The 13,342-nt window shown below is 64.6% G+C and carries 14 protein-coding genes; 3 read left to right on the top strand and 11 right to left on the bottom strand.

Annotated features, from left to right (window positions below):
- The first annotated feature begins 64 nt into the window (after positions 1–64).
- Entirely contained in the window at positions 65–2,329 is a 2,265-nt protein-coding gene (locus B3H47_RS02880; protein ID WP_276710093.1) for an arginine/lysine/ornithine decarboxylase, read from the top strand.
- Between the two features lie 134 nt (positions 2,330–2,463).
- Here B3H47_RS02880 and B3H47_RS02875 read toward each other — a convergent pair whose 3' ends face one another.
- The 6 genes from B3H47_RS02875 to mltG all read right to left on the bottom strand — a co-directional run bounded on the left by B3H47_RS02875 (position 2,464) and on the right by mltG (position 7,000).
- The gene (locus B3H47_RS02875) at positions 2,464–3,099 is read right to left on the bottom strand and encodes an ankyrin repeat domain-containing protein (protein WP_286985937.1); all 636 of its coding nucleotides are present in this window, start codon (positions 3,097–3,099) and stop codon (positions 2,464–2,466) included.
- A 73-nt stretch (positions 3,100–3,172) separates the two neighbouring features.
- Entirely contained in the window at positions 3,173–3,955 is a 783-nt protein-coding gene (locus B3H47_RS02870) for a TatD family hydrolase (protein ID WP_286985936.1), read from the bottom strand.
- Between the two features lie 23 nt (positions 3,956–3,978).
- Positions 3,979–4,353, bottom strand: coding sequence for a PilZ domain-containing protein (locus tag B3H47_RS02865; protein ID WP_013105864.1), 375 nt, complete (start codon positions 4,351–4,353; stop codon positions 3,979–3,981).
- A gap of 3 nt (positions 4,354–4,356) precedes the next feature.
- A complete protein-coding gene (locus B3H47_RS02860; protein ID WP_286985935.1) occupies positions 4,357–5,361 on the bottom strand; it encodes a DNA polymerase III subunit delta' in 1,005 nt (334 codons plus the stop codon).
- A complete protein-coding gene (gene tmk / locus B3H47_RS02855) occupies positions 5,358–6,005 on the bottom strand; it encodes a dTMP kinase (protein ID WP_286730171.1) in 648 nt (215 codons plus the stop codon). Before tmk ends, B3H47_RS02860 begins: the two co-directional genes overlap by 4 nt.
- Positions 6,002–7,000, bottom strand: coding sequence for an endolytic transglycosylase MltG (mltG, locus tag B3H47_RS02850; protein ID WP_286985934.1), 999 nt, complete (start codon positions 6,998–7,000; stop codon positions 6,002–6,004). Before mltG ends, tmk begins: the two co-directional genes overlap by 4 nt.
- 118 nt (positions 7,001–7,118) lie before the next feature.
- Between mltG and B3H47_RS02845 the strand changes: the two genes are divergently transcribed.
- A complete protein-coding gene (locus B3H47_RS02845; protein ID WP_286985932.1) occupies positions 7,119–8,063 on the top strand; it encodes a YgfZ/GcvT domain-containing protein in 945 nt (314 codons plus the stop codon).
- Here B3H47_RS02845 and B3H47_RS02840 read toward each other — a convergent pair.
- From B3H47_RS02840 to B3H47_RS02820, 5 genes are all read right to left on the bottom strand, one after another.
- Positions 8,039–9,034 (bottom strand): alpha/beta hydrolase, encoded by a 996-nt coding sequence (locus B3H47_RS02840; RefSeq protein ID WP_286985931.1) that lies wholly within the window; start codon positions 9,032–9,034, stop codon positions 8,039–8,041. The genes B3H47_RS02845 and B3H47_RS02840 overlap by 25 nt on opposite strands.
- A complete protein-coding gene (locus B3H47_RS02835) occupies positions 9,022–9,888 on the bottom strand; it encodes a CoA transferase (RefSeq protein ID WP_286985930.1) in 867 nt (288 codons plus the stop codon). The genes B3H47_RS02840 and B3H47_RS02835 overlap by 13 nt, the downstream gene beginning before the upstream one ends.
- A gap of 16 nt (positions 9,889–9,904) precedes the next feature.
- Positions 9,905–10,333, bottom strand: a complete 429-nt coding sequence (locus B3H47_RS02830) for an RNA-binding S4 domain-containing protein (protein WP_286985928.1) — start codon at positions 10,331–10,333, stop codon at positions 9,905–9,907.
- Complete coding sequence (locus tag B3H47_RS02825) at positions 10,330–11,328, bottom strand: LLM class flavin-dependent oxidoreductase (protein WP_286985927.1); 999 nt, start codon at positions 11,326–11,328, stop codon at positions 10,330–10,332. The genes B3H47_RS02830 and B3H47_RS02825 overlap by 4 nt, the downstream gene beginning before the upstream one ends.
- Before the next feature lie 114 nt (positions 11,329–11,442).
- Positions 11,443–11,910 carry a winged helix-turn-helix transcriptional regulator gene (locus B3H47_RS02820; RefSeq protein WP_013105855.1) on the bottom strand — a complete coding sequence of 156 codons (468 nt, stop codon included), beginning with the start codon at positions 11,908–11,910 and terminating at the stop codon, positions 11,443–11,445.
- A gap of 119 nt (positions 11,911–12,029) precedes the next feature.
- On the opposite strand from B3H47_RS02820, the gene B3H47_RS02815 reads away from it, so the two are divergent.
- Positions 12,030–13,331 carry a D-amino acid dehydrogenase gene (locus B3H47_RS02815; RefSeq protein ID WP_324344996.1) on the top strand — a complete coding sequence of 434 codons (1,302 nt, stop codon included), beginning with the start codon at positions 12,030–12,032 and terminating at the stop codon, positions 13,329–13,331.
- Positions 13,332–13,342 lie beyond the last annotated feature (11 nt).

Here is a 13,342-nt window from a genome sequence, read left to right as displayed (position 1 = left end):
AGCAGGGCGCTTCACACAGATTTCCTACACTCTCGCACTTTATCCCTTCCGCGTCGGAGCCGTCATGCACTTTCGTTTTCCCATTGTCATCATCGACGAAGACTTCCGCTCGGAAAACTCGTCAGGCCTCGGCATTCGCGCGCTGGCGCAGGCCATCGAGAAGGAAGGCATGGAGGTGCTGGGCGTGACCAGCTATGGCGATCTCTCCAGCTTCGCGCAGCAGCAAAGTCGGGTGAGCGCATTCATTCTCTCTATCGACGATGAGGAATTCGCCACCGCGGAGGAGGGCGTGGAACCGAAGGCTTTGCACAACCTGCGCGCCTTCATCGAGGAGATTCGCTTTCGCAACGCCGAGATTCCCATCTACCTCTACGGCGAAACGCGCACTTCGGGGCATATTCCCAACGACATCCTGCGCGAACTGCACGGCTTCATCCATATGTTCGAGGACACGCCGGAGTTCGTGGCGCGGCACATCATCCGCGAGGCACGCTCGTACATGGATTCGCTGGCGCCGCCATTCTTTCGTGCCCTGGTCGGCTACGCCGCCGATGGTTCCTACTCCTGGCATTGCCCTGGGCATTCCGGGGGGGTGGCCTTCCTGAAGAGCCCGGTGGGGCAGATGTTCCACCAGTTCTTTGGCGAAAACCTGCTGCGCGCGGACGTGTGCAACTCGGTGGATGAGCTTGGCCAGTTGCTCGACCACACCGGCCCGGTGGCGGCGAGCGAGCGCAACGCGGCGCGCATCTTCCACGCCGATCATCTGTTTTTCGTCACCAACGGCACCTCCACCTCGAACAAGATGGTTTGGCACAGCACCGTGGCGCCGGGCGATGTGGTGGTGGTGGACCGCAATTGCCACAAATCCATCCTGCACGCCATCATCATGACCGGTGCGCTGCCGGTGTTCCTCACGCCGACGCGCAATCATTACGGCATCATCGGGCCGATTCCGCTGGCCGAGTTCCACCCGGACAACATCGCCCGCAAGATTGCCGAGAATCCGCTCACGCGGCATCTCGTCGGCAAAATCAAGCCGCGGGTGCTGACCATCACCCAGTCCACCTACGACGGCGTGCTTTACAACGTGGACACCATCAAGCAGATGCTCGATGGCCACATCGACACCCTGCATTTCGACGAAGCCTGGCTGCCACACGCCTGTTTTCACGACTTCTATCGCGGCATGCATGCCATCGGGCCCGACCGCGAGCGCACCAAAGAGACCATGGTGTTCGCCACGCAATCCACCCACAAGCTGCTTGCGGGCCTGAGCCAGGCCTCGCAGATTTTGGTGCAGAACGCGCAAAACCAGCAACTCGATTTCCATCGCTTCAACGAGGCCTATCTGATGCACAGCTCCACCTCGCCGCAGTACGCCATCATCGCCTCGTGCGATGTGGCCGCGGCGATGATGGAGCCACCGGGCGGCACCGCGCTGGTCGAAGAAAGCATTCTGGAGGCCATGAACTTCCGCCGCGCCATGCGCAAGGTCGACGCCGATTACGGACAGGACTGGTGGTTCAAGGTGTGGGGGCCGAACGGCTTGGCGGAGGAGGGCACCGGCGAGCGCGACGACTGGCTGCTGCACGCCACCGACGACTGGCACGGCTTCGGCGCCGTGGCCGACGGCTTCAATATGCTCGACCCGATCAAGTCCACCATCGTCACGCCGGGGCTGAACATCAACGGCGATTTCGACGCCACCGGCATCCCGGCCGCCATCGTCACCCGCTTTCTGGCCGAGCATGGAGTGATTGTCGAAAAGACCGGGCTTTACAGCTTTTTCATCATGTTCACCATCGGCATCACCAAGGGCCGATGGAACACCCTGGTCACGGCGCTGCAACAGTTCAAGGACGACTACGACCGCAATCAGCCGCTATGGCGCATCCTGCCTGAGTTCGTGGCGCAGAATCCGCGTTACGAGCGCATCGGTCTGCGCGATCTGTGTCAGCAGATCCACGAAGCCTATCGAGAGCAGGACGTGGCCCGTTTGACCACCGAGATGTACCTCTCCGATTTGCAGCCAGCCATGACGCCGACCGACGCCTACGCCAAGATGGCGCACCGCGACATCGAGCGGGTGGAGATCGACCAGCTCGAAGGTCGCATCACCGCGGCGCTGGTCACGCCGTATCCGCCGGGCATTCCGCTGCTCATTCCGGGCGAGCGCTTCAACGCGCCCATCATGCGCTACCTGAAGTTCGCCCGCGATTTCAACCTGCGCTTTCCGGGATTTGCCACCGACGTGCATGGACTGGTGACCGAAACAGACGCCAGCGGAAACAAACGCTATTTCGTGGACTGCGTGCGCAACGCGGACTGAAACAGGTTTCTACCGGCGGCGGCTTCGAGAGGGGCCGCCGTCTATCTCTTGGTGTGCAGAGTCATGTTGCACATTTAACATAATGCACATATGTTCTCTAAATGATGTCCAGCCAAGAGGCTGGAATGGCGCTCTTACCAAGAGCCCTGCGGTCTATCCTTGCCCAGCGCCTTGGCGATCATGTTGGCGATGTCCTTGTGGTTCATTTGGCTTGCCAAGGTCAACGCGGTGTAGCCCATGGCATTTTTGAGCTTCGGATCGGCGCCTTCTTCCAGCAGCAGCTTCACCGTGCTGTCATAGCCAAAATACGCCGCCATCATCAGCGGCGTGGAGCCGTTGGGCGCGGCGGCGTCAATGTAGGCGGAATGTTCGAGCAGATACTTGACGACTTCGGTACGCCCCCGGGTGGCGGCATAGGACAACGGCGTCCAGCCCGGTTTGTTGATTTCCGCGCCTTTTTCGACCATAAGCTTGACGATGCCAAGATCGCCCTGAAGGCAGGCGATCATCAATGCATTTTCGTCGGACGGGTTCAGGTAATTGAGATGAATATGCGGATCATCGATCAATACCTTGGCGACCTTGAGTGAGTTGTAGCGCAGCGCCAGATACAGCGCCGAATTGCCTTTGCTGTCCACCGCGTTCGGGTCGAAACCCTGCGCCAGCAGACTGCGCACGGCGCCCACGTCGTCGATATTGACGGCGCGGAAAAAGTCGGTGTAAGCCCCGGCGTAAGCCCAACCACCCGAGCCCGCGAGCAGCGCGGCCACGGCGGTAGATTGGAGAAATTGGCGCCGAGCTCTATTCATAAAACACCTTAATTATTATTCTTAACACTATGATTTATTGTAGAAATAGCCGGGTGAAATTGTCGCTGGTCTGTTCTGCCAGCGCCTCCCGATCCACGCCGCGCAATTCGGCCAGGTAGTCGGCGACGTAACTCACGTAGGCCGGTTCATTGGTCTTGCCGCGGTGCGGCATGGGGGCCAGATACGGGCTGTCGGTTTCGATCAGTAAGCGGTCGGCAGGAATTTGTACCGCCACATCGCGCAGCGCCTGGGCGTTCTTGAAAGTGACGATGCCCGCGATGGATATGTAGAAGCCCAGATCGAGGGCGCGCTGCGCGACATCCCAGTTTTCGGTGAAGCAATGCATCACGCCCCGCGCACGTCCCTGCCCTTCCTCGGCCAGAATGGCGAGGGTGTCTTCGGCGCTGGCGCGGGTATGGATGATCAGCGGTTTGTCGAGCTGCAAGGCGGCGCGAATATGCACCCGAAAGCGCTCGCGCTGCCATTCCATCTCAGCCACGGTGCGTTCGCCCAGACGGAAATAGTCGAGCCCGGTTTCACCGATGCCGACCACGCGCGGCAATTGGGCCAGACGCGTGAGGTCTTCAACCGTGGGCTCGCGCACGCCTTCGTTATCGGGGTGCACCCCCACAGAGGCCCAAACCCCGGGGTAACGCTGCGCGATGGCGTGCACCGCGTCGAATTCTTCGAGCGTGGTGCAGATGTTGAGCGCCCGCGTCACGCCTTTGTCGTGCATATGCGCAAGCACGTCGTCGAGGCGTTCTTCCAGGCCCGGATAGGCCAGGTGGCAGTGAGAATCGGTCAGTGCAGCGGTCATCTCAAGCGGTATTTCGGGCGGCATCAAATGGTGTTGGTCGGCTTGCCGCTGGCCTCGGCGGCGCCCAGCGCTTCTTCGATTTTCACCTTGAGGTGCCGCGCCTTGTCGTCGGCGGGAAAACGCACGCCGATGCCCTGCGGGCGGTGGTTGGCGGCATTGGCCGGATTGATCCAGGCGACTTTGCCTTCGACCGGATAGCGCTGCGGATCGTCCACAATGGTGAGCAGTAGATAGACGCCCTCTCCCAGTCGATACTCGTGCGGCGTGGGCACAAAAATGCCGCCCTCGGGGAAGAAGGAAATGTAAGAGGCATACAGCGCCGGTTTTTCCTTGATGGCCAACTGAAGGACGCGGGGCTTGTTGGCGGCAACGCTTGCGGCGCGGGGTGCGGTAGCCATGAATCAATCTCCTCGGGAGAAAATCTGGGCAAATTCTAGGAGCAGTGCGTCGCTGGCGAGTGCCTGGTTCAAGGGAAAACCCGCCAGCCGTTGTTTCTGGCGCCAACCGTCCAGGGCATCAGCCAGTTTCAGCGGTGCGATGCGCTGGGCGATTGCGGTCAAAGCCGGCAATTTTTGCGGCAGATAAAGCGGGGGCGCGCCAACCTGCACGCGCTGCAGATCGCTGCCGATTTTCAGCAGGCTCGCGACGCCAGCCGCCTGATCGGGCGGCGGAGGCAGGGTGGACGACTGCGGACGGGCGGCTTGGCGCGACAAGGCGTCCAACAGGCTTTCGGCCCATTCCAGCCCCAGCGCCGGGTTGGCCTGATAGACCGCACCCTGGCTCCAGGCCAGCACGGCCTGCTGTGGCCCCGCCGCCACCGTCTTCCCGCCGAGTTGTTGCTGCGCCTCGGCGGCCCCCGGGCGCGGCAGTGCCGCCAGACGACAGCGGCTGCGAATCGTGGGCAGCAAGGCGTCGAGCCGGTGGGCGCCGAGCAGAAACTGCACGTCTTCCGGCGGTTCTTCGAGGGTCTTGAGCAGCGCGTTGGCCGCGGCCGCATTGAGCGCATCGACTGGATAGATCAGCGCCACCTTGGCGCGGCCGCGGTGGCTGGTGCTCACCGACCAATCGTTGAGGCGGCGGATCTGCTCGATGCGGATCTCCTGGCTCGCCGTCTTGGTTTCGGAGCGCGGCGCGGTCTCTTCAGACGGGTTCAGGCCGAGTTCGGGCCACATCGCCTCGGGCGCTGCGATCAGTAAATCGGGGTGCGTGCCCGCCGCCAGTAGTACGCAACTGGCGCAGTGCCCGCAGGCCTTGTAGGTTGACAGGGCAGCGGGGAGCCGGGCCGCCTCAGGCTCGGAGGCTGCGAGCGACTGGGGCGATTCGCACAGCAGCGCGTTGGCCGTGCGCTGCAGCAGAGGCCATTTGCCATAACCCTGCGGTGCGTGAATCAGCCAGGCAGAATTCATTTTGAATCAAACTCTTGTAAAACTTTCTTCAAGTATTCTGTGATGGTCTTTTGTACCGCCTCCGGGGTTTGCGTGCCATCGATCACACGCCATTTTTCGGGCGCGCTGGCGGCCTGTTGCAGGTAGTTGGCGCGTACCCGGGCAAAAAAATCAACGCTTTCCTGCTCGAAACGGTCGCGCTGCCGCGTCTGCGCCAGACGCTGCGCGGCCACCTCGGGCGGCACATCGATCAGGATGATGCAGTCCGGGCACAGCCCCGGATGCACCCAGCGGGCCAGCGCTTCGAGCCGTTCGGTGGGAATGCCCTTGCCGCCGCCCTGATAGGCGAGCGTCGCCGCGGTGAAGCGGTCGCAGACCACGTCGGTGCCGCCCAGCAAGGCCGGCTCGATGACCCGCAGCACATGCTCCTGCCGCGCCGCGAACATCAGCAGGGCTTCGGTTGCCGGGCGCATGGTCTCGTGCAGCAGTAGTTCGCGGATTTTTTCGCCGATTTCGGTGCCGCCCGGCTCGCGGGTGAGCATGACCTGGCGGTTGGCTGCGCGCAGCACATCGACCACGGTCTGCAACTGGGTCGATTTGCCGGCGCCGTCGATGCCCTCGAGAGAGACGAACAGGCCAGGACGGTAGGGATTGAGTGCGCTCATGGAGTCTTGAGGATGTAACGCGCCACAGCCGCATTGTGCTGGGCAAGCGTGTCGGAAAACTGGCTGGCGCCGTTGCCACGAGCCACGAAATACAGCGCCTTGATCGGCGCGGGATGCAATGCCGCCTGCAGCGAAGCCTCGCCCGGAAGCGCGATGGGCGTGGGCGGCAGGCCGTTGATGATGTAGGTGTTGTAGGGCGTGAGCGTTTGCAGGTCACGTTTGGTGATATTGCCGTTGTAGCGCGCGCCCATGCCGTAGATCACGGTGGGATCGCTCTGCAGCGGCATGCCCGCGCGCAGACGGTTGATGAACACCGCGGCGATTTTTTCTCGATCAGACGGCTTGCCGGTTTCTTTCTCGATGATCGAAGCCAGAATGAGCGCCTGCTGCGGCGTTTTCAGCGGAAGATCGGGCGCGCGCTGCGCCCACGCGGCGGCCAGGCGTTTTTGCATCGCCTGATAGGCGCGGCGCAGCACGTCCAACTCTGACGAGCCTCGCGCATACAGATAGGTATCGGGGAAAAACTCACCCTCGGGCGGCGTCTGCGCCGGAGCGCCGATGCGCTGCATGATCTGCTCAGAGGTGAGGTCGCCCACGTCATGCTGCAGACCGGGTGCCTTCGCCAGCGACTGCAGCATCTGCTCAAAAGTCCAGCCCTCGGGAATGGTGACCGAGAGCAGCGTCTGATCGCCGCGCGCCATGCGTTCGAGCAACACCCACGGCGTCATGCCGGTGCTGATTTCGTAGCTGCCGGCCTTGAGTTCCGTACCGCGCCCGCTCAGACGGGCCAGCCAATAGAACAGGCGCGGCTGCAGGTCGGCGCCCTGCGCCCTGACCTGTTGCGCCGCCGACAGGGCGGAACTTCCGGGGCGTACCGAAAAGTCGAGCGGGCTCTCGCGCAGGGCGATGGGCTGGTTGGCCCACCAGACAAACGCCCCGGCCGCCAAGGCCAGAGCGATCAAACCGAGAAGAAGAAGTTTTCGCAGAAAACGCACGTTGTGAGTGGAGGGAAGTTGCCGCCGGGGCGCGGACCGCCGCGCGCCGGTGGCGGGTAACCTTCCTATACTAGCCTAGCCGAACCCCCATTCCAGGGGGCTTAACCATCAGCCGCTCATGCCTCTGCTCTCCTGTCCTCTCGATCAACTCTCCCTCTTGCGTGTCTCGGGGCCGCAGGGCGCCGACTTGCTTCATGCCCAGCTCAGCCAGGATTTCCAGCACTGGCCGGACGAGCAGGCGAGACTGGCCGCGCTGCTCAACCCGCAGGGGCGGATGCTGGCCGACTTCATCGCGGTGCGCTTGGCGCCCGAGCAGATCGGTTTGCTGCTCGACGCCTCGATTGCCGCCGCCGCACTGCAACGCCTGCGCATGTTTGTGCTGCGCCTGAAATGCACCCTCGACGACGCCAGCGCGCAGTGGGCGCGGCACGGGCTCTTGGGCGATACCGCCGCCGACTATCCGGCCTCGCTCACCCCCCCCGCCCAGCCCTGGGGCGTGCGGCGGCTGGAAAGCGGCGCGCTTTTGCTGCGCCTGCCGCAAGCGGGCTCAGCGGTGCGCTGCGTGCTGCTGATCGAGCGGGATCAAGCTGCGCAGGCTGCACTGCGGGCAGAGCTTGCCGCATTGCCCGCGTTGCCGCCGTCTGAGTGGGCGCTGCAGGATATTCGCGCGGGGCTGCCGCACCTCACCGCCGCGACGCAGCAGTTATTTGTGCCGCAAATGCTCAACTTTGAATTGATCGGCGGGGTGAATTTCAAAAAGGGCTGCTATCCGGGGCAGGAAGTGGTGGCGCGCAGCCAATACCGTGGCACCCTCAAGCGGCGCATGTATGTGGTGAGCGGCCCGGCCGCCATGCAGCCGGGGCAGGAATTGGTGCACGCGGCCGATCCCGGTCAGCCCTGTGGCGTGGTGGTGAATGCTGCGGCCGATGCCGCTGGCGTGTGGTGGGCGCTGGCCGAGCTGAAAATCGCCCTCGTCGAACAGCCGGGCCTGCATCTAGGCAGCGCCGAAGGCCCCGAACTGAAGCTGGGCGCCCTGCCCTACGCGCTCACCGCGCCAGATTGATCCTGCGCCTTCCGTAGCGCAAGCGCGGCGGCTTCCACCGCCTGCACCGCCTCGGGCAAGGCCCGGCTCATTTTGATGAAATTGTGAGTGACACCCGGCCATTGCGTCATCTCGACCTTCACCCCGGCGCGGCGCAACAACGCGCCGTAGGCCAGGCCCTCATCGCGTAGTGGATCGCAGCCGGCAACCGCGATCCACGCCGCAGCCACGCCCCGGTGTTGAGTCGCCAGTTGCGGGGCAAAACGCCAGTCGGCGCCATCTCGCGGGTCGCGCAGGTAGTGACCGAAAAACCAGTCGATCTGTTCTCGGTCGAGCAAAAATCCGTGCCCATAACGCTGTTGCGACAGCGTTTCATGCCCGCAGCCCATGCCGGGATAGAACAGCAGTTGCAAGGCCAGCGGCAGCGCGGCGTCGCGTGCGGCCAGGGCGCAGGCCGCAGCCAGCGTGCCCCCGGCGCTGTCTCCGCCGACGGCGAGGCAGTGCGTATCCACGCCGAGCATCTCGCCGTGGGCGTGCAGCCACTGCAGCGCATCCCAGCTGTCGTTGAATGCGGTGGGAAAGCGGTGTTCCGGGGCGAGCCGGTAATCGAGCGACAGCACCATCCAGCCTGAGCGAAGGGCGAGTTGGCGGCACAGCGCATCGTGCGTGGCCGCGCTGCCGATGACAAAGCCGCCGCCGTGCAAGTAGAGCAAGGCGGGTTGCGGCGCCTGCCAGTCAGCCAGCCGGGGGGCGTAGCGGCGCAGCGTGAGGCGCACGCCATCGCGGCTCGGGCAATCGAGCGTGTCGCATAGCGGTAGGTCGGCCGGGGGAAAGTCGAGCACTTCGGCCATGCGCGCATAGGCCGCGCGGGCGGCTGCGGGGGTGAGTTGCTCAAACGCGGGCTGCCCCGCACGCGCAATGCGCTGCAGCAGCTCGCGCATGCGTGGGGTGAGGTCGGCCTCGGGCGGGCCTTGGGGCTTCAGGTCGTCCATGCCCAAAGCGGCAGGTCGTGTTGCTGCGCCAGCGCGGTGAGCTGCGCGGCGGTGTGCGATTTGCACCAGCGGGCGATGGCGCGGTGCGTCGCCCCTTGCGCCGCCAGCGCCAGCGCCTGTTTGAAATGGGGTTCCAACGCCGCAATCGCCACCAGCCCGTCGGCACAGGCGTAGACGCCATATTCGGGCAAGGCGCCCCCGAGCAGTTGCCCCGGCGCGGTCATGCCCAGCGCGCGGGGCACGGCGGCAAAACCGGCCGCGTCGGACAGCGCAATGTCCAGCATCGCCCCCCTGCCCTGCGCGCGTTGGTGCAGCAGCGCGCCTAGGGCGGCCTCGCTCACCAGCAGCGCGCCCGTCATGTCGGCCAGCAGCGTGGCGGGCGGCTTCGCGGCATCGATCAGCCCTGCCTCGGCCTGAAAGGTGAGATCATGCCCCGGCAGCTGCCCCTGCGCCCCCGGATAACCGACGACGAACACGGCGCTGAGGTGGGGATGGCGCGCGGCCAGACTGCGCCGGTCCAGCCCCAGCCGCTTGAGCGCTGCGGGGCGGAACGCTGTGAGCAGCAGATCGCTTTGTTGCAGTTGCTCGTGCAGCGCGGTCTGGCCTTCGGCGGTTTTCAGATCGAGCTTGCGCACCGGCACCGCTTTGTGCATGGCGCGGTAGAGCGCGGGCGACATCTGCGCCATCGGGTCGCCGCCGGGCGGCTCGATTTTCAGCACCTTGGCGCCCAGCGCGCGCAGGCGGGCCGCGGCGGCCGGGCCCGGCAGGTTAAGCGCCAGAGTGACGATGCGCACGCCACTCAGCGGCTTGTAATTTCGGGGATGACGGGGGTAGAGACGTGCGGTATCCGGCATGGGTTGCAAGGGGGGCTCAATCGAGATGGCTGTCGAGCATACGCTGCAATTCCCGCCGGTCGAGTTTGCTCGGTCGCCCCTGACGCACCGCTTCCGGCTCCGGGCTCAAGCGCCGCAACTCGGCCTGCCTTTCGCGCTGCAGGCGGCTGGCCTCGGTCTCGCGGTATAGGGCTTGCGCCAGCGGTGCGGACTGCCGCTGCAGGCCGACCTGAAGCACCTCCACTTCCCGGCGCTCTCGATCCTGCTGAATCACCAGCACATCGCCGATGCGCACCTCTTTGGCCGGTTTCGCCGGAGCGCCGTTCACCGACACGCGGCCCAGTTCACATTGGGAAGCCGCGAGCGCGCGCGTCTTGCACCAGCGCGCCGCCCAAAGCCATTTGTCGAGGCGCTGCGATGCGGCGGCTGCCGACGTGGCGGGTGTGGAACGCGCCTTGGCGCTCATGTCATCGCTTGCGCGGCGATGTCGAGCGCGCGCAGCCGCAGCGGTGCATCAAACACATCGCAGACCAGCATGAATTCGTCCGCCTGCGTGGACTCGGCCAGCGCGGCAAAGCCCTGCCGTACCGTCTCGGGGCTACCGATGACGGCGGCAGCGAGAAAGTCTTGAATCGCGGCACGCTCCTGCGGGTGAAGCTGTTCCAGATAGTGCGCCACCGGCGGCGACAGTCGGCCGCGCTGCCCGGTGAGAATGCCCAGCACGCGCTGATAGGTGCTGCTGGCGAGAAATTGCGCCTCTTCGTCGGTTGGCGCGGCGATCAGGGGCACGCCGATGATGACGTAAGGCTGCGCCAGCGCGGGCGAAGGCCGGAACTCTTGTCGATACAACTCCAGCGCCTGATGCAGCAAGCGCGGCGCGAAGTGCGAGGCGAAGGCATAAGGCAACCCCCGCTGCGCCGCCAGCCGCGCAGAAAACAGGCTGGAGCCCAGCAGCCAGATGGGCACCTGCGTTCCCGCACCGGGCATGGCGACGAGGCGCTGACCGGGCTCGGCCGGGGCGAGCAGATGCTGCAGTTCGGCCACATCGCGCGGAAAGTCTTCTTCGCGCTCGATACGGTCGCGGCGCAGGGCGCGCATGGTCAGCGGATCGGTGCCCGGCGCGCGTCCAAGACCCAGGTCGATGCGCCCCGGATACAGCTCGGCGAGGGTGCCAAAGGCTTCGGCCACGACCAGCGGCGCGTGATTGGGCAGCATGACGCCCCCCGACCCCACGCGGATGCGTTGCGTGCCGCCGGCCACATAACCCACCAGCACCGCCGTGGCCGAACTGGCCACGCCAGCCAGATTGTGATGTTCGGCCAACCAGTACCGTTTGAAGCCCAGCGATTCGGCATGTTGCGCGGTGCGCAGGGCGATCTGCAGCGCCTCGGCTACGGTGCCGTTTTCGCGCACGGCGACCAGATCGAGCAGAGATAAAGCGATGTTTTTCAGAGCGTGCATGAGCGCATTTTGCGGCGGATGCGCGCGTCTTGCAGGCCGGGGCCTATGACGCCGTCGGCTGCGACATCTGCCTTGCCACCACCACGATCTCGATGCGTCACTCCGGAGAGCGCGCTATCGGTCGGTCGGCAAATACAGACTTTCCTTGATCTCTTCCATCACCACATAGCTGTGCGACTCGGCCGAGACCGGCAGCCGTTTGAGAATATCGCCCAGCAGATGGCGGTATTCCTTCATGCCGCGCAGGCGGAACTTCACCAGATAGTCGAAGCTGCCCGAAACGAGGTGGCACTCCAGCACGTCGGGCATGTGCAGCAACTCCTGGCGCACGCGGTCGAACACATCGCCCGACTTGGACGCCAGTTTGATTTCCACGAAAACCAGCAGGGTCTTGCCCAGCGCCTCCGGGTTGATGCGGGCGTTGTAGCCGGTGATCACCCCGGCACGCTCCATGCGTTTGACCCGCTCGGTACACGGCGAGGCCGACAGCCCGACTTCGCTGGCCAGATCGGTCATGGAGATGCGGCCGTTGCGCTGCAGGAGATCCAGAATGCGGCGGTCGATGCGATCGAGTTCGTACATGGCGGCTGGCGCACCAAAAGAGGAAGCGGTTTCAGCGATTTTCACTGTGAAGCACCCTAAAAACAAGGAATTTTTTTGCAGGTGACCGACTAAATTTCGCCCATCTAGTTATTGAACAGGTGTTTGCCATGAAAGTCATTGTTCTCGGCGCCGGCGTGATCGGAACCACCACGGCGTACTACCTCGCCAAGGCCGGCGCGGAGGTGACGGTGATCGACCGCCAAAACGCCTGCGCAATGGAAACCAGCTTCGCCAATGCCGGCCAGGTATCGCCGGGCTACTCCACGCCCTGGGCCGCGCCCGGTATTCCGCTCAAGGCGGTGAAGTGGATGTTTCAGCGCCACGCGCCGCTGGCGATTCGCCCAGACGGCACGCTGTGGCAATTGCGCTGGATGGCGCAAATGCTGCGCAACTGCAGCGCCGAACGCTATGCGGTGAATAAAGAGCGCATGATGCGTCTGGCCGAGTACAGCCGCGCCAGCCTGCAAGCGCTGCGCACCGAAACCGGCATCGCCTACGAACAACGCACCGGCGGCACGCTGCAGGTGTTTCGCAGCCAAGCGCAACTCGATGCGGTGCAGCGCGACGTGACCGTGCTCGAAGAATGCGGCGTGCCCTACGAACTGCTCGACCGCGACCAGCTCGCCCAGGTCGAGCCCGGTCTGGCGCACGCCCGCGACCGGCTTGTCGGCGGCCTGCGCCTGCCGCACGACGAAACCGGGGATTGCCAGATATTCACCACCCGTCTGGGCGAAATGGCGCGCGAATTGGGCGTGAAATTCGAGTTCGGCCAGACGATCCGCGGACTGTCGAGCGACGGCCAGCGCATCACCGGCGTGCAGGTGGGAGACGCCGTCCTCACCGCGGATCGCTATGTGCTGGCGCTGGGCAGTTACACCCGCGACTTTCTGGCGCCGCTGGGCCTCGATCTGCCGGTCTATCCGGTCAAGGGTTATTCGCTCACCGTGCCGTTGACCGACGAGGCGCTCGCGCCGCGGTCCACCGTGCTGGACGAAACCTACAAAATCGCCCTCACCCGCTTCGATCAACGCATCCGCGTGGGCGGCATGGCGGAGCTGGGCGGATTTGATCTGCGGCTCAACCCGCGTCGGCGCGAAACGCTGGAAATGGTCACCCGCGACCTGTTCCCCGGTGGCGACCTCGCCGCTGCCACCTTCTGGACCGGCCTGCGCCCGATGACGCCCGACAGCACGCCTATCGTCGGCGCCACGCGCTATCCCAACCTCTACCTCAACACCGGCCACGGCACCCTGGGGTGGACCATGGCCTGCGGCTCAGGCCGGGTCGTGAGTGATCTGGTGCTCAACCGCAAGCCGGAGATCAGCATCGCCGGTCTGGGTATCGAGCGCTACGACCGCCCGGCCGTACCGCCCAAAGTGCTGCATTCCAGCCACGCCTGAGCAAACTGCGG

Origin of the sequence: Thiomonas sp. UBA7699 (genome assembly GCF_002482605.1) — a bacterium.
Lineage (GTDB): Bacteria > Pseudomonadota > Gammaproteobacteria > Burkholderiales > Burkholderiaceae_C > Thiomonas > Thiomonas arsenitoxydans.
Note: the sequence above shows the minus strand (reverse complement) of the source record. Positions and strands in the feature narration are given on the sequence as shown.

Excerpts from the sequence above, each read along its gene's own strand:
- B3H47_RS02880 (WP_276710093.1), top strand. The coding sequence starts at position 65 with ATGCACTTTCGTTTTCCCATTGTCATCATCGACGAAGACTTCCGCTCG.
- B3H47_RS02870 (WP_286985936.1), bottom strand. The coding sequence starts at position 3,955 with ATGACCGCTGCACTGACCGATTCTCACTGCCACCTGGCCTATCCGGGC.
- B3H47_RS02865 (WP_013105864.1), bottom strand. The coding sequence starts at position 4,353 with ATGGCTACCGCACCCCGCGCCGCAAGCGTTGCCGCCAACAAGCCCCGC.
- B3H47_RS02860 (WP_286985935.1), bottom strand. The coding sequence starts at position 5,361 with ATGAATTCTGCCTGGCTGATTCACGCACCGCAGGGTTATGGCAAATGG.
- tmk (WP_286730171.1), bottom strand. The coding sequence starts at position 6,005 with ATGAGCGCACTCAATCCCTACCGTCCTGGCCTGTTCGTCTCTCTCGAG.
- B3H47_RS02845 (WP_286985932.1), top strand. The coding sequence starts at position 7,119 with ATGCCTCTGCTCTCCTGTCCTCTCGATCAACTCTCCCTCTTGCGTGTC.
- B3H47_RS02840 (WP_286985931.1), bottom strand. The coding sequence starts at position 9,034 with ATGGACGACCTGAAGCCCCAAGGCCCGCCCGAGGCCGACCTCACCCCA.
- B3H47_RS02835 (WP_286985930.1), bottom strand. The coding sequence starts at position 9,888 with ATGCCGGATACCGCACGTCTCTACCCCCGTCATCCCCGAAATTACAAG.
- B3H47_RS02830 (WP_286985928.1), bottom strand. The coding sequence starts at position 10,333 with ATGAGCGCCAAGGCGCGTTCCACACCCGCCACGTCGGCAGCCGCCGCA.
- B3H47_RS02825 (WP_286985927.1), bottom strand. The coding sequence starts at position 11,328 with ATGCACGCTCTGAAAAACATCGCTTTATCTCTGCTCGATCTGGTCGCC.
- B3H47_RS02820 (WP_013105855.1), bottom strand. The coding sequence starts at position 11,910 with ATGTACGAACTCGATCGCATCGACCGCCGCATTCTGGATCTCCTGCAG.